The sequence below is a fragment of the Bradyrhizobium sp. 199 genome, assembly GCF_023073355.1.
GTDB lineage: Bacteria > Pseudomonadota > Alphaproteobacteria > Rhizobiales > Xanthobacteraceae > Bradyrhizobium.
The window spans coordinates 230,853-255,435 of sequence record NZ_JADPJI010000006.1 but is presented as its reverse complement, the minus strand read 5'-3'; the positions used below and the strand labels follow the sequence as shown (position 1 = coordinate 255,435).

The window sequence follows — 24,583 nt, the reverse complement described above, 5'->3', positions numbered from 1 at the left end:
CTCCATGCGACAGCGAGCAGCGCTTGCGTGGGATCACCACTTCACGGGGAGGCTGCGACACCCCCGAGCTGAAAGCCTAGGTGAAGTGGTCTCCGTCCACAATGACCTTGTTACGCCGTGCGGATCGCGTCGAGAAGTTTTCCGACCTCGCCCTTGAGACGGCTGCTCTCGCCGGACAGTGATTTGGCGGACGCGAGCACGTTGGAAGATGCCGATCCGGTCTGGGTTGCACCGCGCTGCACGTCGACGATGCTGGCGGAGACCTGCTGGGTGCCGCGCGGCGCCTGCTGCACGTTGCGGGAAATCTCGCGCGTCGCCGCGCCCTGCTCCTCGACCGCCGCCGCGATGGCGGACGCAATCTCCGACATGCGGGAGATGGTGTCGCCGATCGCCTTGATGACGCCGACGGACTCTTCCGTCGCGGTCTGGATTCCCGAGATATGCTGGCTGGTCTCGCCGGTGGCCTTGGCGGCCTGTTCGGCGAGCGCCTTGACCTCGGAAGCCACCACCGCAAAGCCGCGCCCGGCCTCGCCGGCGCGCATCGACAGCGCGAAAAGCTTCCCGATCCGCATCTTGGGTCCCCGAATACATTTCTAAAATGTCGAAAACCTAGCCACCGCTCACTAAGGGCCGTTAAACAAGGAATCCCGCAATTCCACTGGCGCTCGCGCGAGCTTGCCGGAATGGCCCTTCGGCCACGTGGTTCCCGCGGCCGTCAAGTGCAGTAAAATTGACGGCATTACCTCGCCAAATACCTATATCAAGGCACGTGCCGTCCATCCGGACACACTCACTTACCTCGGAAGGTCAATGCTCTCGGTCGAACTCGCCATCGTCGTCGTCCTGATCGTCATCAACGGCCTGCTCTCCATGTCCGAGCTGGCCGTGGTTTCGTCCCGCCCGGCCCGCCTGTCGCTGCTCGCTGCCAAGGGCATCCGCGGCGCCGAGCGGGCGCTGATTCTGGCGGCCGATCCCGGCAAATTCCTCTCGACAGTGCAGATCGGCATCACGCTGGTCGGGGTGCTCTCCGGCGCATTCTCGGGCGCGACGCTCGGACAACGGCTGACGCAGTGGCTGCTTGAGTTCGGCCTGTCCCCTGGCATTGCCGACATCGTCGGCGTCGGCATGGTCGTCACGCTCATCACCTACGCCACCCTGATCGTCGGCGAGTTGGTACCGAAACAGGTGGCGCTGCGCGACCCCGAAAGCATCGCGGTGAGGGTTGCGCCGGCCATGCACGTGCTTGCGAGGGTCTCGCTGCCGCTGGTCTTCCTGCTCGACCTCTCCGGCAGGCTGATCCTCACTTTGCTCGGCCGCGGCGGCAAGTCGGGGGAGAAGGTCTCGGAGGACGAGATCCATCACCTCGTCAGCGAGGCCGAGAGCGCCGGCGTGCTCGAGCCTGGCGAAAAGGAGATGATCGCCGGCGTGATGCGGCTCGGCGACCGGCCGGTTGGCGCGGTCATGACGCCGCGCACGGAGGTCGACGAGATCGACCTGAACGACGATCTGGCCGCCATCCAGCAGATCATCGCCAAGAGCCCGCACTCGCGCTTTCCGGTCTCCGATGGCGACCGGGACAAGCCGATCGGCGTGCTCCAGGCCAAGGACCTGCTGGTCGCCTATATGAACGAGCGCACGCCGGACCTGCGCGCGCTCGTGCGCGAGGCGCCCGGCATCCCGGCGTCGGCAGACGCGCGCGACGTGCTGACGATCCTGAAAACTGCTCCGGTTCACATCGGCTTCGTCTATGACGAATACGGTGGCTTCGAAGGCATGGTGACGTCCGCCGACATCCTCGAATCGATCGTCGGCGCCTTCCATTCGGAAGCGGGACCGCCGGAGCCGGCCTATGTCAGGCGCGCAGACGATTCGTTCCTGATCTCCGGCTGGATGCCGGTCGATGAATTCGGCGAGTTGCTCGGCGTCGAATTGCCGCCGCACCGCTACAACACGGTGGCGGGCCTCGTGCTGCAACAATTCAGCGCGCTGCCTGACACCGGCGATGCCTTCGACTTCGGCGGCTGGCATATCGAGGTGATCGATCTCGATGGACGACGCATCGACAAAATATTGGCGAGCCGGTTGAGCGAGGTCGAGACGGGGTGAGCGGCGGCGCAAACCCTGAGCTGTCGTGCCGTACAAGCGCAGCTCGATATAACGGCTGAATATGCAGTAAGGGCCACAGCCCTCACCCGAACTTCACCCCGATCCGCTTCTCCTTGCGCCAGACCACAGTACAGGACCGATGCGTTCCGTCGGCCTGGAGGAACAGGGTGAAATGATCGGGGATGCCGACCGGGCTGGTGACGTCGAGCGCGGCGCCGGTGTCGGACAGGTTGCGGACGGTGCAGTCGATCGCGCCGCCGCCGAACTCGATCGTTCCGGCCTTCAGCACGCGATGCCTTGCCTTGTCGCGTCGTTCGTCGTCCATGGGTACAATCTACACCCAAAGTTGAATGAAGCGTTGAACGCCCGCCGCGGAGAATTTACCCGCCGGGGCCAGCCGCCCTGCCGGCCGGGGCGACGGTCACAGCGCCGGGTGGAACGTGTCGGCCTGGGCCATCCGCCAGGCGTCGCGGAAGCGCGGGTCTTCGGTGCCTTCAAGCAGCTCGCCCGGGCGCAGGAGCGGATAGAGCTGCGCGAAGGATTGCACCTGGGTCGTCGACGTCCGTTGGCTGAAATGGATCGGGCGCAGCTGCTGCGGATGCTCGAGGCCGGCGGCGGCGATCAGCTCGGTCAGCGAATGCAGCGTCGCGTGGTGATAATTGTGCACGCGGTCGATCTTCAGCGGCACGTAGAGCGCACGTGCACGCGTCGGGTCCTGCGTCGCCACCCCTGTCGGACAGCGGTCGGTGTGGCAGCTCAGCGACTGGATGCAGCCGAGCGAGAACATGAAGCCGCGCGCCGAGTTGCAATAGTCAGCGCCGATCGCCATCGCCCGCGCCATGTCGAAGGCGGTTGCGATCTTGCCGGAGGCGCCGATCTTGATGCGGTCGCGCGCATTGATGCCGATCAGCGCGTTGTGGACGAAATTGACGCCCTCGCGCATCGGCATGCCCAGATGGTCCATGAACTCCAGCGGCGCCGCGCCGGTGCCGCCTTCATTGCCGTCGACGACAATGAAATCAGGATAGATGCCGGTCTGAAGCATCGCCTTGCAGATCGCCAGGAATTCCCAGGGATGGCCGATGCACAGTTTGAAGCCGGCCGGCTTGCCGCCGGAGAGGCGGCGCATCTCGGCGATGAACTGCATCATGCCGACCGGCGTCGAGAAGGCGCGGTGCGAGGCTGGCGAGATGCAGTCCTCACCCATCGCGACGCCGCGAATCTTGGAGATCTCCTCCGAGACTTTTGCGGCCGGCAACACGCCGCCATGGCCGGGCTTGGCGCCCTGGCTGACCTTGAGCTCGACCATCTTGATCTGGTCGTCGCCGGCAACGCGCGCGAACGCTTCGGGATCGAAGCTGCCGTCGAGATGACGGCAGCCGAAATAGCCGGAGCCGATTTCCCAGATGATGTCGCCGCCCATCTCGCGGTGATAGGGGCTGACGCCGCCCTCGCCGGTGTCGTGCGCGAAGCCGCCCTTCTTTGCGCCGGCATTGAGTGCCCGCACGGCGTTGGGGCTGAGCGCGCCAAAGCTCATCGCGGAGATGTTGAACACCGAGGCCGAATACGGCTTCTTGCAGTCGGGGCCGCCGATGCCGATGCGGAACTTCTCCTCCGCATGCTTCTTCGGCGAGACCGAGTGATGCATCCACTCGTAGCCCTGGCGGTAGACGTCCTCCTGGGTGCCGAACGGACGCTTGTCGAGCTCCATCTTGGCGCGCTGATAGACCACGGCGCGGATGTCGCGCGAGAACGGCATGCCATCCTTCTCGCTCTCGAAAAAATATTGCCGCATCTCGGGGCGTATCTCTTCGAGCAGGAAGCGGATATGCGCCGAAATCGGATAGTTGCGCAGCACCGCGTGGCTCTTCTGCATGAGATCGCGGGCGCCGAGCAGCGTCAGTGCGCCGAAAATCAGGATCGGGACCAGCAGGATGTCGAAGATCTTGCGGTCGACGATGCCGATGCCGATCAGGAGCGCGGTGACGACCGCGCAGATCGTCAGCACGATGAAGCGCGGCGAGAATGGCAGCAGCAGGGTTTCCATGATTCCCTCCTCGGCCAGCGGCAGCCGTTTGGGGGACGGGTGTTGGGAGGATTCCTGCGTCTTGGTGTCGTCGGCCACGATTCCGATCCTCTCGCCAGCATGAGGCGGTACGATACGCCCTCGCCTGTCATACGGATATGACGCAGCCCTTGTTTCAGGCTAGCGAATTTGGCCGAGACAAATCAATCAGTCCGATGGGCGGGGTGCGGTGCAGCAAAGGGGCGGGGGGCGGGAGGATGAGCCGATCCTGAGCGAACACCGCGATCGGTCGGCAGCGAGGTGCCCACGTGCTTCCAAGGCAGTCGTCCCGGGCAAGCCTCAGCGCAGACCCGGGATCCATAACAACAGGATTTGGGGACTGGCGAAGCTGTCACTCCGAAACGTCGCATAACCACGGCCTGTGGTTAGGGCGACGAGCGCAAGCGCTCGCGCTGGGGTCCCGGATCGGCGCGCGCTTTTACGCTTGTCCGGGACGACAGCTGAATTGACCGCTGCGAGCGGCGCTTACCGCTCGACGAAGGCCTTCTCGATCACGAAATGGCCGGGCTTGTTGCCGCTTCCCTCGATGAAGTCGCGGCCTTCGAACATCACCTTCAGCTCTTCCAGCATCGCCGGGCTGCCGCACATCATGATGCGGTCGGTGGCGATGTCGAGCGGCGACTGCCCGATGTCGTTGAAGATCTGCGCGGAGTTGATGAGGTCGGTGATGCGGCCGCGATTCCTGAACGGCTCGCGGGTCACGGTCGGGTAGTAAATCAGCTTGTCGGCGAGCAGCTCGCCGAACAGCTCATCCTCGCGCAAGGAAGCCACGAGCTTCTCGCCGTAGGCGAGCTCGGAGACCTGGCGGCAGCCGTGCACCAGCACGATGGATTCGAACTGGTCATAGACCTCCGGGTCCTTGATCAGGCTCGCGAACGGCGCAAGGCCCGTCCCGGTCGACAGCAGCATCAGCCGCTTGCCGGGAAGGAGATTGTCGGTGATCAACGTGCCGGTCGCCTTGCGGCCGACCAGGATGGTGTCGCCTTCCTTGATCTTCTGCAGGCGCGAGGTCAGCGGGCCGTCCTGCACCTTGATCGAGAAGAACTCGAGTTCTTCCTCGTGGTTGGCGCTCGCCATGCTGTAGGCGCGCAGCAGCGGACGGCCGTCGATCTCGAGGCCGATCATGGCGAACTGGCCGTTCTGAAAGCGGAAGCCGGTATCGCGCGTGGCCCGGAAGCTGAACAGCGTGTCGGTCCAGTGCTGAACGGAAAGAACCTTCTCTCGGTAAAACGCGCTCATGATTTTCGCTATTCCGAATAATTGAGGTTTTTCGGGCAACAGCATTGCCCGGCCCTGAAATCGGGGCGGACACCATTGCCATGGCGGAGGATTTCGCGTGTGTGATCTACGCCATCGGGACCAATAATCAACCTCGTTTCGGATGCAATTGATGCCGGTCAAATCGGCATTTGCGGCGCAATTGGCCGCATCATTAATGAATCTGCTGTCTGGCATGCAGCGAGGGCAATTTCTTTTCCCTGCGAGGCGCAATTGCAGCACTTAATTCCATCGCGCTCGCGAGAATTTCATGAAGAATAGCTCTGATTTTCCGCGCGATTGGAGCTATTGCCCGCGTTTTGCGGCTTTCGGCGACAGGAACAACAGAGATGGCAAGCGGCGAGCGGCTCTTCGTTCAGGCGATCAGGCGCTATTGCGCGGGCCACGGCGTCGCCGTCGATGTCCGCGCCGGCGGCTGGCTGATCGCGATGCGCCGGGGCCGAACGCGCCATTTCGCTTTCGGCTACGACATCGGCCTCAACGGCGCCATCGCGCACCGCCTCGCTAATGACAAATCGGCGACCGCCGAAGTGCTGGCGCTGGACGGCGTGCCGTGCGTTCCCCACCACCGCTTCCTCAACCCGAAGCTCGGCAAGAACGTTGTTGGCCCCAGCTGGCGCGACGCGATGCTCGAGCTGCTTGCCGACCATCCGCAAGGCGTGGTGGTGAAGCCGAATGAAGGGACATCGGGACGCTCGGTGTTCAAGGTGACGACCGAGGCGGAACTCGACCACGCGGTCAGCGACGTTTTCGCGATGAGCGCCGGACTCGTGATCTCGCCCTATCTGGCGATCGAGGACGAGGTCCGTGTCGTGCTGCTCGATGATCTGCCGCTCGTGGTCTACATCAAGCAGCGCGGCAAAGATTGGCGGCACAATCTCGACGCCGGCGCAAAGCCGGTGTTGCTAGCCGATGGCGAGGTTCGCGCGGCTTGCGTGAAGCTCGCGGCCGATGCCGCAAACGCCATCGGCATCGTCTTCGCGTCAATTGATTTGGTGCGCGTCGGTGGCAAGTGGCGCGTGCTGGAAATCAATTCCGGCGTGATGATGGAGGCGCTTGGCAAGCTGCATCCGGAACTGGTGCAGGCGACGTATGACGCGGCGCTGGATCGGGTGTTCGGGGAAGGATAGCAGCTACGGGACTGCTTCCACCCTCCCCCTCCAGGGGCCCTCCAGGGGCCCTCCAGGGGAGGGTAACAAAGACCCCCACTCAATTACTCGCCCCAGCGGAATCGTCCATCGCCTTGAACGCCTCTTCCAGCTGCGGCGAGATCGGCACGTTCAGACGTTCGCCGGTGGGGAGCCTCGCGGTGAACCATTTGTTGTAGAGCGGGACGAGGTCGCGATTGGAGCCGAGCTTGCGGAAGGCACGTTCGACCAATGCGGACAATTGCGGCTCGCCTTTCCTGAACATGATGCCGTAGGGATCGTAGGACAGGTAATCGCCGGTGACGCGAAACTTGTCCTGCGCCTTGTGGCGCGCGATCAGGCCGGAGAGCAGGATGTCGTCGGTGGCGAACGCGTCGGCCTTGCCCTCGGCGAGCATCTGGTACGACTGCTCGTGATCGCTCGCGGTGACGATGTTGAGGCCGAGCGAGAACTTCTTGTCGGCCGCATGCATCGCCTGCTCGTTGGTGGTGCCCTTGGTCACCACCACGGTCCTGCCCTTGAGATCGGTGACCGCAGCGACGTTCGACGCCTTCGGCACCATCAGCTTGGTGCCGGCGACGAACATCAGGGGCGAGAAGGCGACGCGCTTGCCGCGCTCGGCATTGGCCGTGGTCGAGCCGCATTCCAGGTCAAACTTGTTCTGGAGCACGGCATCGATCCGGTCGTCCGAGGTGACCTTGACGTAGTCGATCCTGAGGTTGGGATCGTCGACCTCGACGCCGATCTCCTCGACGATGGCCTCGCAGAGCTCAAGGCTGTAGCCGATCGGGCGGCCCGACTGGTCGAGGAAGGAGAACGGCGGCGAGCTCTCACGGTAACCGAGCCGCACGGCGTGCGCCGCCTTGATGGCCGACAGCGTCGGGCTCAGCCCTTCGCCGGTCTGGGCGAGGGCCGAGCTCGCGAACAACGAGGTCGCCAACAAAGAGGTGGCGAGCAACGAGGCCGCCAGCCACAGGCGGCTTGAGGTCAGAGACCTCGCCAATATCTGGCCCATGGTTCACTCCTACCCATGGCCGGCCATCGCGGGCACTTCGCCCGGCACCATGCCGTCAGGCACGACGTCGCTGGGGCCGAGCGCGTGCTCGGGCCCAAGCTCGCCCTCCCATTTGGCCACGACCGAGGTCGCCAGCGTGTTACCGATCACGTTGGTGGCGCTGCGGCCCATGTCGAGGAAGGTGTCGATGCCCATGATCATCAACAGGCCCGCCTCGGGGATGTTGAACTGCGCCAAGGTCGAGGCGATCACGACGAGGGAGGCTCGCGGCACGCCGGCGACGCCCTTCGAGGTGATCATCAGCGTTGCCAGCATCGCGAGCTGGGTGCCGAGCGGCATGTCTATGTGATAGCTCTGCGCGATGAAGACGGCCGCGAAGGTGCAGTACATCATCGTGCCGTCGAGATTGAAGGAATAGCCGAGCGGCAGCACGAAGCTCGAGATCCGCGACGAGGCGCCGAAGCGGTTGAGCGCCTCCAGGGTCTTCGGATAGGCCGCCTCCGAGCTCGCGGTCGAGAACGCGATCATCAGCGGTTCGCGGACCAGCTTTAGCAGATGGCTGTACCGTGGCCCGATCACGACGAAGCCGACGATGACCAGGATCGTCCACAGGATCGCCAGCGAGAGATAGAAGCCGCCCATGAAGACGACGAGCTTCCAAAGCACCAGCAGGCCGTTCTTGGCGACCGTCGCGGTGATGGCGGCCCACACCGCGAGCGGCGCGAACAGCATCACATAGCTCGTCACCTTCAGCATGATGTGGCCGATGTCGTCGATCAGCGCCAGGATCGGCTTGGAGCGCTCGGGCATTGCGCCCATTGCCACGGAGAAGAACACGGCGAAGATCACGATCTGGAGGATCTCGTTCTGCGCCATCGCATCCGCGATCGAAGTCGGGATCAGATGGGTCAGGAATTTCTCGATCGAGAAGGCCGAGACCGGCAGACCGGTCGATTGCCCCGCCTGGGGCAGCGTGCCCGGGAAGTTCGCGCCGGGCTGCAGCAGATTCACCATCACGAGGCCGAGCAGCAGCGAGATGAAGGAGGCGCTGACGAACCAGCCCATGGTCTTGGCGAAGATGCGGCCGAGCTTGGAGCCCGAGCCCATATGGGCGATGCCACCGACCAAGGTCGCGAACACCAGCGGCGCGATGATCATCTTGATCAGGCGCAGGAACATCATGGCGATCAGGTTGATGGAGGACGCCCAGTCCGCGCGCGTGTCGGGCAGGAAATTGTAGATCGCCGACCCCATGATGATGCCGAGCACCATCGCCGCCAGAATGTATTGCGTGAACCTGTTCGACATCGCTTACCCCCAAGGACACCGGCGCTTCATGATGTCGCAGATATCGCAACGACGCAACACGCTTTGCGTGTGGTCGCGTTTTCAGGATGTTCCCATTGTGAAATGGAACGCGGCGATCTAGCCTTCATGCAGTGCACAACGAATGCAGCTTGCACGTTTTATTTGCGGCGACTGCATCAACAATCGTCAAACAATCCAAGAGGGAAACGCCATGAGCGGCAACATCAATCGCCAGATTCTTCTGGTGGAGAAACCCAGCGGCAAGCTCGGCCCCGAGCATTTCAAGATGGTGGACGGTGCAGTGCCGGAGCCGAAAGACGGCGAGGCGCTGCTGCGCGTGCGATACATTTCACTCGATGCCGCCAATCGCGCCTGGATGCACGGCGCCACCTACCGCTCCGCCGTCGAGGCCAACAGCGTGATGGCCGGGGGCGCCATTGCCGAGGTCATCAGCTCCAGCGACGAGGGGCTTGCGCCCGGCGACATCGTGTTCGGCGACACCGGTTGGCAGGAATTTGCCGCGGTGGCCGCAAAGCACCTCACCAAGATGCCGAAGCTCGAGCCGATGACGCATTTGCTCAGCGTGTTCGGCATCGCCGGTCTCACCGCCTATTTCGGTCTGCTGGAGATCGGCAAGCCGAAAGAAGGCGAGACGGTCGTGGTCTCTGCGGCCGCGGGCTCGGTCGGCTCGATCGTCGGGCAGATCGCCAAGATCAAAGGATGCCGCGTGATCGGCATTGCCGGCGGCGCGGACAAATGCAACTGGCTGACCTCCGAGCTCGGCTTCGATGCCGCCGTGGACTACAAGGACGGCGCGGTGTTCAAGGCGCTCCGCGCTGCTGCGCCCAAGGGCATCGACGTCTATTTCGACAATGTCGGCGGCGACATTCTCGAAGCCTGCCTGCCGCAGATGAACAATTACGGCCGCATCGCCTGCTGCGGCGCGATCTCGCAATATGACGGCGCGCCCGCAGCACATGGACCGCGCGGCGTGCCGGGACTGATCGTGGTGAAGCGGCTCGTCGTGCAGGGCTTCATCGTGATGGATTACATGAAGGAAAGCCCGCGCGCGCTCGCCGACCTCCAGACCTGGGTGAAATCCGGCAAGCTGAAGGTGCAGGAAGACGTCATCGACGGATTGGAGAACACGCCAAAGGCACTGATTGGATTGCTCGCGGGCGAGAACCGCGGCAAGCGCATGGTCAAGCTCTGACGACGTCGGCACATCGTATCGGCGCAGACATAATCTAGTTGCGGTAGCAGTCGAAGCGGCCAATGATATCGCTCGCGAGGCATCACTCGCGACGACTGCGATTGCGCGACTTTGATTGATCGCCAAAAATTACGGATAGGGTAGGAATTCATCCAGATGTTCAACACCGTGAAACAGGTCTCAACGCGCACGGCATTGCTTGCGGCGGCGCTGTTCGCAACTGCAGCAGGCGCATTCGCGCAAGCGCCGAGCGAGGCGCAGAAGGGCGCGATCCGGTCCGCATGCCGATCGGACTTCATGGCGCACTGCGCGAGCGTCACGCCGGGCGGCGTCGAAGCGTATCAATGCCTGAAGAAGAACATGTCGAGCCTTTCGGGAGGATGCCAAACTGCGGTGCGCGCCGTCGAGCCCGCTGCGGCTCCGAAGACCGAAGCTGCTCCCGCCGCGCCGAAGACTGAAGCTGCGCCGAAGGAGGCCCCTCCCAAGGCGGAGGCGGCCCCTGCTACGTCGAATGCCGAGAGCGCCCCCGCTGCAAAGCCGGCCGCTCCCGCCAAGCAACCCAGCAGCGCGCAGGTTTCCGCCGTCAAAAGCGCATGCCGGGCCGACTATCCCAAGGTGTGCGCCAGCGTGCCGCCGGGCGGCGCCCCCGCGCTCGAATGCCTGGAGAAAAACAAGGCCAAGGTCTCGCCCGCCTGCGAGAAGGCTGTGAGCGCCGCAACCGGCGGAGGCGTTGCAGCGACGGCAGCGCCCGCGGGTGCGGCACCCATGGCGGCAGCGCCGACGGCCACACCGGCCGTGATCGTTTTGCGCCCCTTGCTGCCACGCGAAGAGCTGTTCATCGTGAGGTCGGCCTGCGGCGCCGACATCCGTTCGCTCTGCGCCGGCGTCGCGCCCGGCGGCGGCCGTATCATTCAGTGCATCTCCAACAGGGCAGCCTCGCTATCGCCCGCCTGCAAGGACGTGCTCGCCCCGTTCGCGGCGCGATGAGATCGCGCGCGTTGGCGCGTCGATGATCGGCGGCGTGCGCAAATGAATTCGCGCACGCCTGAAACGACAAATGTTTTGCTGATATCCGATTTCAATCACGACAAGCCGGGAGGACAACATGCGTTCATTGCTGCTCGCTGCTTCTGCACTCCTCGCCTTCGGAGCGACCATGACGTTCGAGGCCACCGATGCCAACGCGGTGGTGTGTGCCCGCGGGGTCCATCGCGCCGGTTGCGTCGGCCCGAACGCGGCCGTCGTTGTCCGCAAGCCGGCTCCGGTGGTCCGCTGTACCCGGGTGCTGGTCAACGGGGTGTACGTGAAGCGCTGCGTCTGAACGCGGCGGATAGCCAAGTCGGCGCGGTTTGGCTATGATTTGGACCTGACGGTTTGGGCGTGCGTAGAACGTGTGTCCGAATATGGGCTTCGGCGCGCCCGCGCTTGGCTGATAATTCCGCTGGCGCAGGACGTCGGAGCACATTAGGCTACCCCTAGATAGTAAGTATACTGTCAATTAGGGAGGCAGACGTTGCGGATCGCCGTGATTGGCGGGGGGCCCGGTGGGCTCTACTTCGCCTATCTCTGGAAGAAGCGTCACCCCGAGGATCAAGTCGACCTGTTCGAACAGAACCCGGCCGACGCGACCTGGGGCTTTGGCGTCGTGTTCTCCGACCAGGCTCTGGAATTCCTGCGCGCCGACGACCCCGAAACCGTCGACGCGATCGCGCCGCATATGGAGAGCTGGGAGAACATCACGCTGAACCTCGGCGGCGACAGCGTCGCCATCGACGGCGTTGGCTTCTCCTCGATCGGGCGGCTCGAGCTCCTGAGGTTTCTGCAGCAGCGCGCGCTCGGCGTCGGTGTCACGCCGCGCTTCGATACGCCGATCCACGCCATCGACCAGCTCAATGGGCACGATCTGATCGTCGCCGCCGACGGACTGAATTCGCTGGTGCGCCGCGCCTATGAGGGCGATTTCGGCACCTCGCAGTCCTACTCCTCCAACAAGTTCGTCTGGTACGGCACCTCGAAGCGATTCGATACGCTGTCGCAGACCTTCGTGAAGACCGACCGCGGCGCCTTCAACGCCCATCACTACCGCTACTCGCCGGCCATGAGCACCTTCCTGGTCGAATGCGACCACGCAACCTGGCAGGCCTACGGATTCGCCTACAAGGACGTCGAACAGTCCAAGGGCGTCTGCGAAGAGGTGTTCGCGGATACGCTTGGCGGCCATTGCCTGGTCTCCAATAAATCGGTCTGGCGCAACTTTCCCTGGGTCTGGAACGAGCGTTGGTCGTTCAAGAACATGGTGCTGCTCGGCGATGCCCTGCACTCCGCGCACTTCTCCATCGGTTCGGGCACGCGGCTTGCGATCGAGGACGCCATTGCATTGGTCAAGGCGCTGGAATCGGATGCGCATCTTGCCACCGCTCTCCATCGCTACCAGGCCGCGCGAAAACCGGTGGTGCAGAAGCTCGTCAATGCCGCCCGCACGTCGGCGTTCTGGTACGAGCACTTTGCCCAGCACATGCAGCTCGACCTGATGGACTTCGCCTACAGCTACATCACGCGCTCCGGCCGTATCGACGATTCCCGGCTGCGCACGATGTCGCCGGCCTTCATGGCCCGTTACGAGGCGGCCAAGAACGGCGGAGACGAGGCATGAGCAACGAAATTCGCGACCAGGTGCCCATGGGCAGCGAGGGGGCACGCGAGATCGGCTTTGCCGTTCCTGACATCTACAACGCCAGCCGCGTGCTGTTCGACAATCTCGCCAAAGGCCATGGCGACAAGCTTGCGCTCTTGGGCCCGGCAGGTACGCGGACCTATGCCGAGCTCTGCGCGGAGGCTTGCCGCTGGGGCAACGGCTTTGTATCGCTGGGCCTCAAGCGCGGCGACCGCGTGCTGTTGTTCCTCGACGACACCCCGGCCTACCCGGCCGCGTTCTTCGGCGCGGTGCGCGCCGGCTTCGTGCCGCTCCTGATCAATACGCTGACGCCGCCGGATCTCCTGCAATTCTATCTCGCCGATTCCGGCGCGGCGGTCGCGGTGGCGGATGCCGAGTTCGCGGCGCGCTTCAATGCGGAGGCTTGCAAGGAGACGGGCCTGCGCACGCTGATCGTCGTCAACGGAGCGGCGGGCGATCATGCCGCGCCTGCGGCGATCTCCGCCGCAGGGTGGCTCGCGCAATTCCCGGCCGAGCTGGCGGGAGCGGACACCCATCGCAACGAGATGGCGTTCTGGATGTATTCCTCCGGCTCCACCGGTCGGCCCAAGGGCATCGTGCATCTCCAGCACGACATGGCCTATAGCGAGGCGGCCTTTGCGCAGAACGTATTGAAGCTGACGCCTGACGACATCTGCTTTTCGGTGCCCAAGATTTTCTTCGCCTATGGCTTTGGCAACTCCGTCACCTTCCCGTTCTCAGCCGGTGCGGCAACGCTGCTGCTGCCGGGCCAGCCGAAACCCGCATCGATCTTTGCGGCAATCGAGCAGCACAGGCCCACGGTGTTCTTCGGCCTGCCGACGCTCTACACCTCGCTGACCAAGGCCGAGGGCGCGCAACTGACGGATTTCTCGTCGCTGCGCATGTCGCTCTCCGCGGCCGAGGTGCTCTCGGCCGAAGTCTTCAACGGCTGGAAGACGCTCACCGGCCTCGAGATCGTCGAAGGCCTCGGCTCGACCGAGGTGCTGCACATCTATCTGTCCAACCGGCCCGAGCAGAAGAAGCTCGGCGCCGCCGGCCTGCGCGTGCCCGGCTACGAACTCGCGCTTCGCGACAAGGACGGCCGCGACGTCGGCGACAACGAGGAAGGCATTTTGTGGGTCCGGGGCGATTCCAATACGCCGCTGTACTGGAACCGGCCGGACAAATCCGCCGAGACGATCCGCGCGGAGGGGTGGATCTACACCGGCGATCGTTTCATCCGCGATGCCGACGGCTTCCACTTCTTCCGCGGCCGCGCCGATGATCTCATCAAGATCTCGGGACAGTGGGTCTACCCGCTCGAGGTCGAGCTCTGCCTCGCCGACCATCCCGATATCCGCGAATGCGCGGTATTCGCCGCCGAGCTGCCCGATCGCCGCATGACGCTGAAGGCGGTGGTGGTGATGAACAGCCGCACGGTTAACCAGGGTGACGCGAGGCGGCGGCTGCAGGACTATGTAAAGGGCAAGCTGCTGCCCTACAAATATCCGCGCGAAGTGATCTTCATCGACGAGTTGCCGAAGACGGGCACGGGGAAGATCGACCGGCAGGCGCTACTCAGGATGTGAGGAACAGGTGCGGGTCCACGCGCGGCCGTCGTAGGGTGGGCAAAGGCGCGCAGCGCCGTGCCCACCAACTTTCAAGATCACGGGAAGTCGTGGGCACGGCGCAAGGGCGCCATTGCCAACCTACGAATACGAGCGTGAGGCGCCAACGTCGCCCCACACGCCCGCCCTCACCCCGCCTTCCCCAGATGCTCCAGCGCATCCTAGGCACGCAGCGGCACGCGTGACGCTTCGTTGTTGAGGTCGACGAGCTGCACCAGCAACCCTATCAGCGTCTTGCGCTCCGTGGGCTTCAGCGGCTCCAGCATCCGGGCCTGGGCGCGTTCGACCGCCGGGATGATCTCGCGCAAGATCGCGGCGCCGGATTTCGTCAGGTAGAGCAGCTTGATGCGCTTGTCCTCGGGCGCCGGTTTGCGGTCGATATAGTTCTTGGCCTGCAACCGCTCGATCACGCTGCCGAGCGTGGAGCGGTCGAACGCGATCACCGCGGACAGCCGCGTGGCGTCAATGCCGGGATGGGTGTGGATCGCGATCAGCGCCGCATATTGCACCGGCGTCAGGTCGAACGCCTTGCACTCCTCCATGAAGATCGAGACCGCGATCTGCTGCATGCGCCGGAACAGATAGCCGGGCGCGGCATAGACCGCGTCGATCGTGATCGGAGCGGCAGGCTTACTCGGCATCGGGCTGCTTCTCCGGTGCGGCATCTGCGAAAGCTGCAAGCGCCTTGGCGGCGGCCTCGGCCTTGAGCAGGCGCGGATAGGCCGCGACATCGACACCGAAGCGACGCGCATTGGCGAGTTGCGGCAGGAGACAGAGATCGGCCAGCGTCGGCGCATCGCCGAAGCAGAACGGGCCCGCTTCGTCCCGGATCAGCGTCTCGCAGGCCGACAGTCCCTCCCGATTGACCCATCCCGCCCAGTCCTGGACCTTCTCTTCGGGCAGGCCGAGCTCGCGCAGCCGCGCCAGCACCTTCAGGTTCTGCACGGGATGGGTGTCGCAGGCGATCGCCAGCGCAAACGCCCGCACCTTGGCGCGCCGCAGCGGATCTTTCGGCAGCAGTGGCGGATTGGGGTGCGTCTCGTCGAGCCATTCGATGATCGCCACCGATTGGGTCAGCACTGTACCCGCATCGTTCTCCAATGCGGGCACCAAGCCTTGCGGATTGATGGCGAGATAGGCCGGCGCGCATTGCTCGCCCTTGCGAAGATGATGCGGCAGATGCTCGGCGCCGAGGCCCTTAAGATTCAGCGCGATGCGCACGCGATACGCGGCGCTGGAGCGGAAATAGCCGTGCAGCTTCATCGAGACCTCCTTGTTTTGCGTCATTCCGGGGCTCGCAAGCGAGAGCCCGGATCTCGAGACTCCGGGTTCGGCTCTTCAAGCCGCCCCGGAATGACTGCCTTGTAACGCGTTCGATCGCGTTGACGCTACCTAGATCGTGAGTATACTGTCAATCAACAAAACGATCGGGAGCCGCAACATGGAAGCCGTGACCAAGACGCCGGAACGCGAGGCGTTCTACAAGAAGATAGACGGCGAAAACCTCACCGCGCTGTGGACGGTGATGAGCGATCTGATCACGCCGGAGCCGAAGAGCGCCTGCCGGCCTCACCTATGGAAATTCGAAGTCATCCGCGACTACATGATAGAGGCCGGCAAGCTCATCACCGCCAAGGAAGCCGAACGGCGCGTGCTGGTGCTGGAGAATCCCGGCCTGCGCGGCCAATCCAAGATCACGACCTCGCTCTATGCCGGCGTGCAGATGGTGGTGCCCGGCGACGTCGCGCCGGCGCATCGCCACAGCCAGTCGGCGCTGCGCTTCGTGCTCGAAGGCAAGGGCGCGCACACCGCGGTGGACGGCGAGCGCACCGCGATGGAGCCGGGCGACTTCATCATCACGCCGTCGATGACCTGGCACGATCATTCCAACGAGACCAGCGAGCCGATGTTCTGGCTCGATGGCCTCGACATCCCGTTGGTGCAGTTCTTCGACTGCTCGTTTGCGGAGGGCTCGAAGGAAGACCAGCAGAAGATCACAAGGCCTGCCGGCGACAGCTTTGCGCGCTACGGCCACAATCTCTTGCCCGTCGACGTGAAGCGTTCGTCGAAAACCTCGCCGATCTTCAGCTACCCCTATGCCTACACCCGCGAAGCGCTGGAGAAGGCGAGGACGAGCCAGGAATGGGACGCCTGCCACGGGCTGAAGCTGAAGTTCAGCAATCCCGAGACCGGCGATTTCGCGATGCCGACGATCGGCACCTTCATCCAGCTGCTGCCGAAGGGATTCAAGACCGCGCGCTATCGGTCGACCGACGCGACGGTGTTCTGCCCGATCGAAGGCCGTGGCCGCAGCCGCATCGGCGATGCCGTTTTCGAATGGGGCCCGCGCGACCTGTTCGTGGTGCCGAGCTGGCAGTGGGTGACGCACGAGGCGGAGGACGACGCCGTGCTGTTCAGCTTCTCGGATCGGCCGGTGCAGCAGAAGCTGGATTTGTTCCGGGAGGACCGCGGGAACGCGTGAAGGTCTCGGAAGGTGGGCAAAGGCGCCGTTGCGCCGTGCCCACGTCTTCGCGACTCATGGAGAGATGGTGGGCACGCTTCGCTTTGCCCACCCTAGGCAGCGGTGAATTTGGCTACCGCCAGTGCAGCAGCCTTGTCTCCAGCCAGCCGATCACCTTCCCGACCGCAAGCCCGAACACCGACAGGATCACCACGCCCGCCAGCAGCTGATCGGTCTGCATCAGATTGCCGGCCTGGAGCACGAAGGCGCCGATGCCGTATTGGGCGCCGATCATCTCGGCGCTGACGACGAGTAACAGCGCGACGGAGGCGGTGATGCGGAAGCCGGCGAGGATCGCGGGCAGTGCGCCCGGCCAGATCACCTTGCGTACGATGGTCGCAAACGGCACGTTGAAGCTCTGCGCCATGCGGATCAGATTGCGCGGCACCGCGTCGACGCCGCTATAGACCGAGATCGCGGTCGAGAAAAAGACCCCGAGCGCAATGGTTGCGATCTTCGGCTCTTCGCCGATGCCAAGCCAGAGGATCAGAAGCGGCAGCAGCGCGATCTTGGGGATCGGGAACAGCGCGGAGATGAAGGTGATGCCGACGCTGCGCGCAAGCCGCGACAGGCCGATGGCGAAGCCGACCGCGATACCGGCCGCAGTCCCCAGCAGCCAGCCGACGCCGATGCGCAGCAGCGACGCCGACAGGTGCTGCCAGAGCGCACCCGAGATCGCAAGCTGGTAGATCGCGCGCCCGATTGCAAAGGGGGTTGGCAGGAACAGCGCATTGACGAGGCCGGCGCTGCCGGCCGCCTGCCAGATCGCGATGACCAGGACGAGCGCGATCCAGCCGCCGAACCGGCTCGATGCAGGCACGAAGCCGGCGCCGCGAAAGCGGACGGGGCGGCTCGCTTCGGTCTTTGCTGTCGCTTCCGCTGCGGCACGATCAAGCATGCTGGACCTCGCGCTCGGCATCGATGGCCTCGTTGCGGATCAGCGACCAGATCTGGTTCTGCAGCGCCAGCAGCTTCTCGCGCGCTTCAGCTTCGCCGCGCGCAGCGCGCGTCATCGGCACGGTCACGACCTCGCGAATGCGGCCCGGCCGCCGCGACAGCACCACGATGCGATCGGCGAGCCGCGCCGCCTCTTCGAGATTATGCGTGACATAGACCGCGCCCATGCCGCCATCGGCGAGCAGGCGGACGAAATCCTCCATCAGCAATTCGCGGGTCTGCGAATCAAGCGCCGACAACGGCTCATCCATCAGCAGGATAGCGGGCCTCACCGCGAGTGCGCGCGAAATGCCGACGCGCTGGCGCATACCGCCGGAGAGCTGCTTTGGATAGGTTCTGCGGAAATCAGTCAGCCCCGTGCGGCGCAAGGCGTCGTCGACCAGCGCCCGGCGTTGCGCGGCCGAAAGCTGGGCGTGCAGCAGCGCGAATTCGACGTTCTCCTCGACCGTAGCCCAGGGCAGCAAGGCAAAGTCCTGGAACACGAAAGTCAGCGGATTGAGACTGTCCGCCGGCGGCGAGCCCCGCAACTCAGGCGCGCCGGAGGTCGGCTGCAGCAGGCCGCCAAGGATCGACAGCAGCGTGCTCTTCCCGCAGCCCGAAGGCCCGACGACCGCCACCACCTCGCCGGCGCCGACGGTGAAGGAGACGTCGTCGAGCACGGCAAGATCGCCGAAGCAATGGCTGATGTGGCTGGCGATCAGGTCCATTCTGTCTCGTCCTGTTCTCCGTCGTTCCGGGATGATCCGAAGGATCAGACCGCAGGTGTGCACTTGCGCACCGGCAAACCTCGAGATCCTCAGGTGCGCAACTGCGCACCGTAGTTCTCGCTTCGCGAGCCCCGGATGACGAAGGGTCAATCCGCTTTCACGTAATCCTTCGCGATGATCGCCTCGGCATCAAAGCCTTTGTCGGCAAAGCCCTGCTCCTGGAGCCATTTGATCTGGTTGTCGACGTTCTTCACGTCCAGCTTGCCGTCTGGATCGATATAGGCGCAGTTGCCGACCACCTGCTCGACCGGCAAATTGGTGTATTTCGCGATGATCTCCAGCAGCGGCTTGGTCTTGTCGTTGATCGGCGCAATGCCGTCCTTCATCGCGGCGAGGATGACGTCGTGATATTCGCGATCCGCCTTGGCCAATGCGCCCAGCAGCTTCGTCACCAGCGCCTTGTTGGTCAGCGTCTTCGGCGAGGCGAACACCGCGCCCAATTGCCAGGGCGTCTCGTCGCCGACCCACCCCAGGAATTTCGCACCGCCTTCATCCATCAGCTTTCGCGCCGTGGAGATGGGAAGCAGCGCCGCATCGACGGTCTCGCCCTTCAGCGCAGCCGCCGCATTCGACAGCGATTGCAGCGGCACGATCTTCACCTCCGCGAGCTTGAAGCCGTATTTGTCGGCGAGCAGGCCGAGCGAATAGTGGAAGCTCGAGCCGACCTGCGTCATCGCCACACGCTTGCCGGCGAGATCCTTTGGCGTCTTCAGCCCGGCCGCGTAGGCGTTGTTGCTGGCGAAATATCCGATCAGGGGATAACCGGCCTTCTCTCGGCTCATACCGCCGATCACCTTCAGCGTGCCCTTGCCGGCGAGATTGTAGAGACCGGCGGTGAAGGCGGTGATGCCGAAATCGATGTCGCCCGAGGTGGTGGCGACCGCGATCGGCTGCGCCGCGTCGAAGAATTTCAGCTCGACATCCAGGCCAGCCTCGCGGAAATAGCCCTTGTCCTGCGCGATGAAAACAGGCGCGGAGGAGGACAGGCGCAGCACGCCGATCCTGGCCTTCAGCGCGTCCTCGGCCCTGGCCGTGCTCATCGCCATGATCGCCAAAAGGCCCACTAGCGCGAGCCGCGCAATCCCGATCATCCCGTTTCCTCCAGTGCTTCTCTTGGTCGTTCTTGCAGGCCGCTACAGGCCCTCGGGGACGGGCTGGTCCCGCCCGATGAAGGCGCCCTGTTGTTTCAACGTTTCCTGCAGGTTTTCAACCAGGATGTCACGCGGGATCCCATTTCCGGAGAGCGCCAGCGCGGCGGCGGAACCGGCGGCCTCCCCCATCACGAAACAGGCACCGGAAACCCGTGCCGCCGACTGGCCCTCATGGGTCATCGAGGCGCAGCGGCCGGCGACCAGGAGATTGTCGACGCCTTCGGGCACCAGCATCCGGTAGGGCAGCTCGTTATAGCCGCGCGATTCCGGGATCGGCGGGAAGGTGAAGACGACGTCGCCGGGCACATGGGCCTCGATCGGCCAGCCATTGACACCGATGGAGTCCTCGAAAGAGGCGCAGCCGAGCACGTCCTCGCCGCTGAGTTGGTAGCCACCCTTGATGCGGCGGGTCTCGCGAATGCCGAGCTGCGGCGGCAAATCGACGATATAGGACTTCTCGAAGCCAGGCACGGTACGCAGGAATTCGAACGCGGCGAGCGCCTGCTTGCGGCCCTCGATTTCGCCGCGGGTGAGATCGTCCGGCTCGACGCCGTTGATGGCATGGCCGTCCTCGCGCGCCACTTGCGTAAAGTTCACCCGCCATTCGATGCCGGATTTTTGCGGCCGCACGATCGCGCTTTTGCGCGGGAATGTGTGGGTGCCGGCGACAATCGCCTTCTCCATCAATTGCGGAATGGTGCGCCAGGCATCGCCCGCCTTCTCGGGATCGATGCCGTTGAGGCGAAGCATCATCGAGGGATAGAGCGGATGGCCGTGCTCGTCGCCGATCTCGAACGGCGCACCGGCCCAGACGGCGAGGTCACCGTCGCCGGAACAGTCGATGAAAATCTCCGATCGCACCGCCTGCCGGCCGGCCTTGGTCTCGACCATCAGCGCGTCGATGCGGCTGTCATGACCCATCACGACACCGGCGCCGAGCGCGTGGAACAGGATGTGCACCTTGTGGCTGGTAAGAAGCTGATCAGCCGCAATCTTGTAGGCCGCGGTGTCATAGGCCTGGGCGAAGACCTTGCCGAGGATCAGATGCGGTGTGTTGAGGCCGCCCAGCCGATCGATCCGCGCGAGCAATTCCGAGGCCATGCCCTGCACCAGCCGACGATGCTCGCCGTAGACATTGCCATGCAGGCCGCAAAAATTGGTGACGCCGGCAGCTGTCCCCATGCCGCCGAGAAAGCCGTAGCGTTCGATCAGCAGGGTCTTCCGCCCGGCGCGCGCGGCTGAGGACGCCGCGACAATGCCCGCCGGACCGCCGCCGAGCACGACGACTTCGTATTCGCCATAGAGCGGCACCCGTCGCGCCGGTTCTTCGATCATTGTAGCCCGCATGGCGCGTCCGCTCCCGAAATCCTTTGAACAACACCACGAATTAGCCGGCAGGCGCCATCGTCGCAAGATCGCGGTTGCTCACCGCCGGTGAACCTGAGACAAAAGCGGCCATGGATCCGATTATGGTCAGATACTGTTTCGTCTTGCTTGCCCTTGCGATCTCCGCCGTCCCGGCCGCAGCCGTGGAGCAGAACTGCCGCTTCATCCAGGCCAAACCTGATCGCGAAGCCTGCTACAAACGGCAGGAGGACGAGCTCGCGGCGAAGCGCAAACCAGTAGCACCCGCCCATGAGGCTCGGACGCTCGAAACGCTGCGCCAGACGCGGCAGGACGACGACGTCTATCACAGCATCAACAATATCTGCCGCGGCTGCTGATCGATACCGGATCTCCCCTCATTGAGGAACTTCGAATGAAGTTAGTGAAGGCATTGGAAGCGATTGAGATCGCTTCGGGGTCAACAGGGCAGCCACAACAGCGGCGGGTCACGATACTGCAGCGCGACGACGGCTATTTCACGTTTGCGGAAGAATACTTCTACCGATCGGAACACGAAGGCGAAGTCATTGCCGAAGGCTGGCAGCGACTTCCCCCAGAAGGTATTTTTGAGAGTGCGGAGATGGCAGAGGCTGAGGGTCGGGCCGCCGCCCTGAAGAGGCATGAGCCAAGGTAAGAAGCATCAGCCACCGCCCCATCTCCCCGCCCGCTTCTCGGCGAACGAGGCAAGTCCCTCCGCGGCCTCCGCGCTCTGGCGCTTGAGCGAATGCAGCTGCACCAGCCGCGTGTAGGCGGCATCGTCCACCGCCATGCCGCCGAACGAGCTCTCCAGCGCGAGCTTCTTGGTTTCAGCCATCGCCTCCGGTCCGTTGGCGAGCAACTGCTCGACCACCTTGGCTCCGGCGGCTTCGAGTTCGGCGAGGGGCACCACCTCGTGGACGAGACCGATGCGGCGGGCGTCCTCTGCACCAAAACGTTCGCCGGTCAGCGCATAACGGCGGACCTGTCGCACGCCGATGGCGTCGCAAAGTTGCGGGATGATGATCGCCGCCGTCAGTCCCCAGCGCACCTCGGTGATGGAGAACAGGGCGTTGTCGGCGGCAATCACGACGTCGCAGGCCGCGATCACACCGGTGCCGCCACCGAAACAGCCGCCCTGCACCAGCGCAACCGTCGGGATCGGCAAGGTGTTGAGCCGCTGCACGGCCTCGAAGGTCGCGCGGGATGCGGCTTCGTTCGCCTCAGCCGATTGCGGCCGTACGCCGTTGATCCATTTCAGGTCGGCGCCGGCCTGAAAGTGCTTGCCGTTGCCCCTGAGCACGACGACGCGAAGGTTCGGCTTTTTGCCGAGCTCGTCCATGGCTGCGAGCACGCCTGCGATCAACGCGCCGTCATAGGCGTTGTTGACCTCGGGCCGGTTCAACGTGACGGTCGCAACCCCACGCTCATCAAGGGTCCACAGGACGGGGCTGGCAGTCATCGGCGATCCTCCGGTCAGTCGCTTTGCAAGCACTATGGCCGAGGCAACGTGTCCCGATCCATATCTTTCCAGCGTGGGGCGGTCGCGCCCATCGCATGGCGGCTTGTGTCATGCTGCCGCCGGACGGCACCAAGGGACAGGACGGAATCATCATGCGCATCTGCATTTTCGGCGCGGGCGCCGTCGGCAGCCACATCGCGGTTCGGCTGGCGCGCGCCGGTCACGAGGTCAGCTGCGTGATGCGGGGCGCGCATCTCGAGGCCGCGCGCGCAGGCGGCCTCAAGCTGCGCGTCGGCGATTCCGAGGTCAGCGCCAAGGTAAACGCGTCAGGCGACGCGGCCCAGCTCGGCCCACAGGACGTGGTGATCTCGACACTGAAGGCGACCGCGCTGCCGGGGCTGGTTTCCAGCGTCAAGCCACTGCTCCAGGACGACACGGCGATCATATTCGCGCAGAACGGCATTCCCTGGTGGTACGGGATCGGCCTGCCGCCGCGGCACCCGACCCCGCCGGACATTTCCTTTCTCGACCCCGGGGGGCGCTTGCGCGCCTGCATCCCTAAGGAGCGGATCATCGGCGGCGTCGTCTTCTCCTCCAACGAGGTAACCGCGCCCGGTGTGGTGCACAATCTCACCCCGGACCGTAACCGCCTCCTGATTGGCGAATGCGACGACCGCAATTGCGAGCGGATCACCAAGCTGCGCGGCGTCTTCAACGACGCCCGGCTGGAATCGCCGCCGGTCGCCGAGATCCGCGAGGCGATTTGGTCAAAGCTGCTGACCAACATGTCGCTCTCGGTGCTGTGCCTGCTCACCGGCCAGACCGCACGCGGCGTGCGCGACGACCCTGCCTTCACCGAGGTCATTCCGCGCATGCTGAATGAGGCCAACGACATCGCCCAGCACTTCATTCCAGAGGTCAAGCGCGTGACGCGCAGCGGCCCCGCCCCCAACCACAAGCCGTCGCTGCTGCAGGATTACGAGCTTGGCCGCGCCATGGAGATCGACGTGCTGGTCAGGGCGCCCGCCGCTTTCGCGCGCACGGCCGGCCTGTCGACCCCGACGCTCGACCTGATCGCCGCGCTGGCGATCCAGAAGGCGCGCGACAAGGGGCTTTATGCGGCCTGACCTTTAGGGAAGGCGATGATCCAGGCCGCGAGCGTGTCCAGCACGTTCGTCAGCGCCTCTTCATTCGTCCGGCCGGACTTCTTCAGCACCGCGAAGGAGTGATCGCCACCTTCGACCTCATGCAAGGTCGCCTTCGATCCGAGCGCTGCGATCACAGGCCTGAGATAGCCGAGGTCAGCAAGTCCATCGCGCGTTCCCTGCAGGAACAGCATGGGGATTGCGATGTCGGCCAGGTGTGCGGCACGCTCGGACGATGGCTTCTTGTCGGCATGCAAGGGAAAGCCGAGGAAGGCGAGGCCTTTGACGCCAGGCAACGGCGCCTTGGACTGCGCCTGCGAGGTCATGCGGCCGCCGAACGATTTTCCGCCCGCGATGAGCGTCACGCCGGGGCAGAGCCGCGCCGCCTCCGCGACCGCCGCGCGGATCGCGGCGTGCGCAACGGCCGGCTGGTCGGGACGCCCTTTCTTCTCTTCCATGTAAGGGAAATTGAAGCGAAACGTCGCAACGCCGCGATCAGCGAGGCCGGATGCAACCTTGTCCATGAACGCATGCCGCATGCCGGCGCCGGCGCCGTGCGCCAGGACGTAGCAGGCGCGTGCATCAACCGGCTGCGCCAGGATCGCAGAGACCGCGCCGATTTGCTCGATGTCGAGCTTGAGCTCTGTTGTTTTGCCAGCCACAATCAACCATCCCGACAGAAGCTGTTGCGGCCGCCTTGGTAGCGTCCCCGGCGCAGCCTGAAAACACAATAATTGCCGCAGCCGGCTGGCCTATCAAGCC

At 64.3% G+C, this 24,583-nt stretch carries 24 protein-coding genes and 1 pseudogene; 11 read left to right on the top strand and 14 right to left on the bottom strand.

Translation table 11 applies throughout. The features are described 5' to 3' along the window. Positions 1 to 110 precede the first annotated feature (110 nt). A pseudogene (locus IVB28_RS21610) lies at positions 111 to 539 on the bottom strand (methyl-accepting chemotaxis protein); the annotation flags it as partial. A gap of 271 nt (positions 540 to 810) precedes the next feature. Between IVB28_RS21610 and IVB28_RS21605 the strand changes: the two are divergent. Next, positions 811 to 2,106, top strand: coding sequence for a hemolysin family protein (locus tag IVB28_RS21605; RefSeq protein ID WP_247528885.1), 1,296 nt, complete (start codon positions 811 to 813; stop codon positions 2,104 to 2,106). An 82-nt stretch (positions 2,107 to 2,188) separates the two neighbouring features. On the opposite strand, the gene IVB28_RS21600 is transcribed toward IVB28_RS21605, so the two are convergent. The 3 genes from IVB28_RS21600 to IVB28_RS21590 all read right to left on the bottom strand — a co-directional run bounded on the left by IVB28_RS21600 (position 2,189) and on the right by IVB28_RS21590 (position 5,431). Next, positions 2,189 to 2,431: a PilZ domain-containing protein gene (locus tag IVB28_RS21600; protein ID WP_247528884.1), complete on the bottom strand. Its 243-nt coding sequence runs from the start codon at positions 2,429 to 2,431 to the stop codon at positions 2,189 to 2,191. A 96-nt stretch (positions 2,432 to 2,527) separates the two neighbouring features. After that, positions 2,528 to 4,231, bottom strand: a complete 1,704-nt coding sequence (locus tag IVB28_RS21595; RefSeq protein ID WP_247528883.1) for an FMN-binding glutamate synthase family protein — start codon at positions 4,229 to 4,231, stop codon at positions 2,528 to 2,530. Positions 4,232 to 4,657: 426 nt separating this feature from the next. Next, on the bottom strand, positions 4,658 to 5,431 hold the full coding sequence (locus IVB28_RS21590; protein ID WP_247528882.1) for a ferredoxin--NADP reductase: 774 nt from the start codon (positions 5,429 to 5,431) through the stop codon (positions 4,658 to 4,660). 368 nt (positions 5,432 to 5,799) lie between these two features. On the opposite strand from IVB28_RS21590, the gene IVB28_RS21585 reads away from it, so the two are divergent. After that, positions 5,800 to 6,600 (top strand): RimK-like protein, encoded by an 801-nt coding sequence (locus IVB28_RS21585; RefSeq protein WP_247528881.1) that lies wholly within the window; start codon positions 5,800 to 5,802, stop codon positions 6,598 to 6,600. Positions 6,601 to 6,679: 79 nt separating this feature from the next. Here IVB28_RS21585 and IVB28_RS21580 read toward each other — a convergent pair whose 3' ends face one another. After that, positions 6,680 to 7,633, bottom strand: coding sequence for an amino acid ABC transporter substrate-binding protein (locus tag IVB28_RS21580; RefSeq protein ID WP_247528880.1), 954 nt, complete (start codon positions 7,631 to 7,633; stop codon positions 6,680 to 6,682). Between the two features lie 9 nt (positions 7,634 to 7,642). Then, positions 7,643 to 8,941, bottom strand: a complete 1,299-nt coding sequence (locus IVB28_RS21575) for a dicarboxylate/amino acid:cation symporter (RefSeq protein ID WP_247528879.1) — start codon at positions 8,939 to 8,941, stop codon at positions 7,643 to 7,645. A gap of 211 nt (positions 8,942 to 9,152) precedes the next feature. Here IVB28_RS21575 and IVB28_RS21570 point away from each other — a divergent pair, with 211 nt between their 5' ends. The 5 genes from IVB28_RS21570 to IVB28_RS21550 all read left to right on the top strand — a co-directional run bounded on the left by IVB28_RS21570 (position 9,153) and on the right by IVB28_RS21550 (position 14,417). Beyond that, a complete protein-coding gene (locus IVB28_RS21570) occupies positions 9,153 to 10,154 on the top strand; it encodes an NADP-dependent oxidoreductase (RefSeq protein WP_247528877.1) in 1,002 nt (333 codons plus the stop codon). 156 nt (positions 10,155 to 10,310) lie between these two features. Further along, positions 10,311 to 11,141: a cysteine rich repeat-containing protein gene (locus IVB28_RS21565; protein ID WP_247528876.1), complete on the top strand. Its 831-nt coding sequence runs from the start codon at positions 10,311 to 10,313 to the stop codon at positions 11,139 to 11,141. A gap of 118 nt (positions 11,142 to 11,259) precedes the next feature. Further along, positions 11,260 to 11,475, top strand: coding sequence for a hypothetical protein (locus IVB28_RS21560; RefSeq protein WP_247528875.1), 216 nt, complete (start codon positions 11,260 to 11,262; stop codon positions 11,473 to 11,475). A gap of 192 nt (positions 11,476 to 11,667) precedes the next feature. Next, complete coding sequence (locus tag IVB28_RS21555) at positions 11,668 to 12,807, top strand: FAD-dependent monooxygenase (RefSeq protein ID WP_247528874.1); 1,140 nt, start codon at positions 11,668 to 11,670, stop codon at positions 12,805 to 12,807. Next, complete coding sequence (locus IVB28_RS21550; RefSeq protein WP_247528873.1) at positions 12,804 to 14,417, top strand: benzoate-CoA ligase family protein; 1,614 nt, start codon at positions 12,804 to 12,806, stop codon at positions 14,415 to 14,417. Before IVB28_RS21555 ends, IVB28_RS21550 begins: the two co-directional genes overlap by 4 nt. A 200-nt stretch (positions 14,418 to 14,617) precedes the next feature. Here IVB28_RS21550 and IVB28_RS21545 read toward each other — a convergent pair whose 3' ends face one another. After that, positions 14,618 to 15,097, bottom strand: a complete 480-nt coding sequence (locus tag IVB28_RS21545) for a MarR family transcriptional regulator (protein WP_247528872.1) — start codon at positions 15,095 to 15,097, stop codon at positions 14,618 to 14,620. Continuing rightward, entirely contained in the window at positions 15,087 to 15,719 is a 633-nt protein-coding gene (maiA, locus tag IVB28_RS21540; RefSeq protein ID WP_247529121.1) for a maleylacetoacetate isomerase, read from the bottom strand. Before maiA ends, IVB28_RS21545 begins: the two co-directional genes overlap by 11 nt. Before the next feature lie 178 nt (positions 15,720 to 15,897). Between maiA and gtdA the strand changes: the two genes are divergently transcribed. Continuing rightward, on the top strand, positions 15,898 to 16,938 hold the full coding sequence (gene gtdA / locus IVB28_RS21535; RefSeq protein ID WP_247528871.1) for a gentisate 1,2-dioxygenase: 1,041 nt from the start codon (positions 15,898 to 15,900) through the stop codon (positions 16,936 to 16,938). A 112-nt stretch (positions 16,939 to 17,050) separates the two neighbouring features. Here gtdA and IVB28_RS21530 read toward each other — a convergent pair whose 3' ends face one another. The 4 genes from IVB28_RS21530 to IVB28_RS21515 form a co-directional block, all read right to left on the bottom strand. Continuing rightward, the gene (locus IVB28_RS21530; protein WP_247528870.1) at positions 17,051 to 17,875 is read right to left on the bottom strand and encodes an ABC transporter permease; all 825 of its coding nucleotides are present in this window, start codon (positions 17,873 to 17,875) and stop codon (positions 17,051 to 17,053) included. Then, a complete protein-coding gene (locus IVB28_RS21525) occupies positions 17,868 to 18,641 on the bottom strand; it encodes an ABC transporter ATP-binding protein (protein WP_247528869.1) in 774 nt (257 codons plus the stop codon). The genes IVB28_RS21530 and IVB28_RS21525 overlap by 8 nt, the downstream gene beginning before the upstream one ends. Positions 18,642 to 18,787: 146 nt before the next feature. Beyond that, positions 18,788 to 19,792 carry an ABC transporter substrate-binding protein gene (locus tag IVB28_RS21520; protein WP_247528868.1) on the bottom strand — a complete coding sequence of 335 codons (1,005 nt, stop codon included), beginning with the start codon at positions 19,790 to 19,792 and terminating at the stop codon, positions 18,788 to 18,790. Between the two features lie 42 nt (positions 19,793 to 19,834). Continuing rightward, positions 19,835 to 21,199, bottom strand: a complete 1,365-nt coding sequence (locus tag IVB28_RS21515) for an FAD-dependent oxidoreductase (RefSeq protein WP_247528867.1) — start codon at positions 21,197 to 21,199, stop codon at positions 19,835 to 19,837. A gap of 122 nt (positions 21,200 to 21,321) precedes the next feature. Here IVB28_RS21515 and IVB28_RS21510 point away from each other — a divergent pair, with 122 nt between their 5' ends. Both IVB28_RS21510 and IVB28_RS21505 read left to right on the top strand, forming a co-directional pair. Next, the gene (locus tag IVB28_RS21510; RefSeq protein WP_247528865.1) at positions 21,322 to 21,576 is read left to right on the top strand and encodes a hypothetical protein; all 255 of its coding nucleotides are present in this window, start codon (positions 21,322 to 21,324) and stop codon (positions 21,574 to 21,576) included. A 35-nt stretch (positions 21,577 to 21,611) separates the two neighbouring features. Next, a complete protein-coding gene (locus IVB28_RS21505) occupies positions 21,612 to 21,872 on the top strand; it encodes a hypothetical protein (RefSeq protein WP_247528864.1) in 261 nt (86 codons plus the stop codon). A 6-nt stretch (positions 21,873 to 21,878) separates the two neighbouring features. On the opposite strand, the gene IVB28_RS21500 is transcribed toward IVB28_RS21505, so the two are convergent. Further along, the gene (locus IVB28_RS21500) at positions 21,879 to 22,676 is read right to left on the bottom strand and encodes an enoyl-CoA hydratase-related protein (protein WP_247528862.1); all 798 of its coding nucleotides are present in this window, start codon (positions 22,674 to 22,676) and stop codon (positions 21,879 to 21,881) included. 152 nt (positions 22,677 to 22,828) lie between these two features. Between IVB28_RS21500 and IVB28_RS21495 the strand changes: the two genes are divergently transcribed. Next, entirely contained in the window at positions 22,829 to 23,803 is a 975-nt protein-coding gene (locus tag IVB28_RS21495) for a ketopantoate reductase family protein (RefSeq protein WP_346730758.1), read from the top strand. Here the strand turns inward: IVB28_RS21495 and IVB28_RS21490 are convergent. Then, the gene (locus IVB28_RS21490) at positions 23,791 to 24,483 is read right to left on the bottom strand and encodes an alpha/beta family hydrolase (RefSeq protein ID WP_247528858.1); all 693 of its coding nucleotides are present in this window, start codon (positions 24,481 to 24,483) and stop codon (positions 23,791 to 23,793) included. The two genes, IVB28_RS21495 and IVB28_RS21490, sit on opposite strands and share 13 nt — an antisense overlap. Between the last annotated feature and the right edge of the window lie 100 nt (positions 24,484 to 24,583).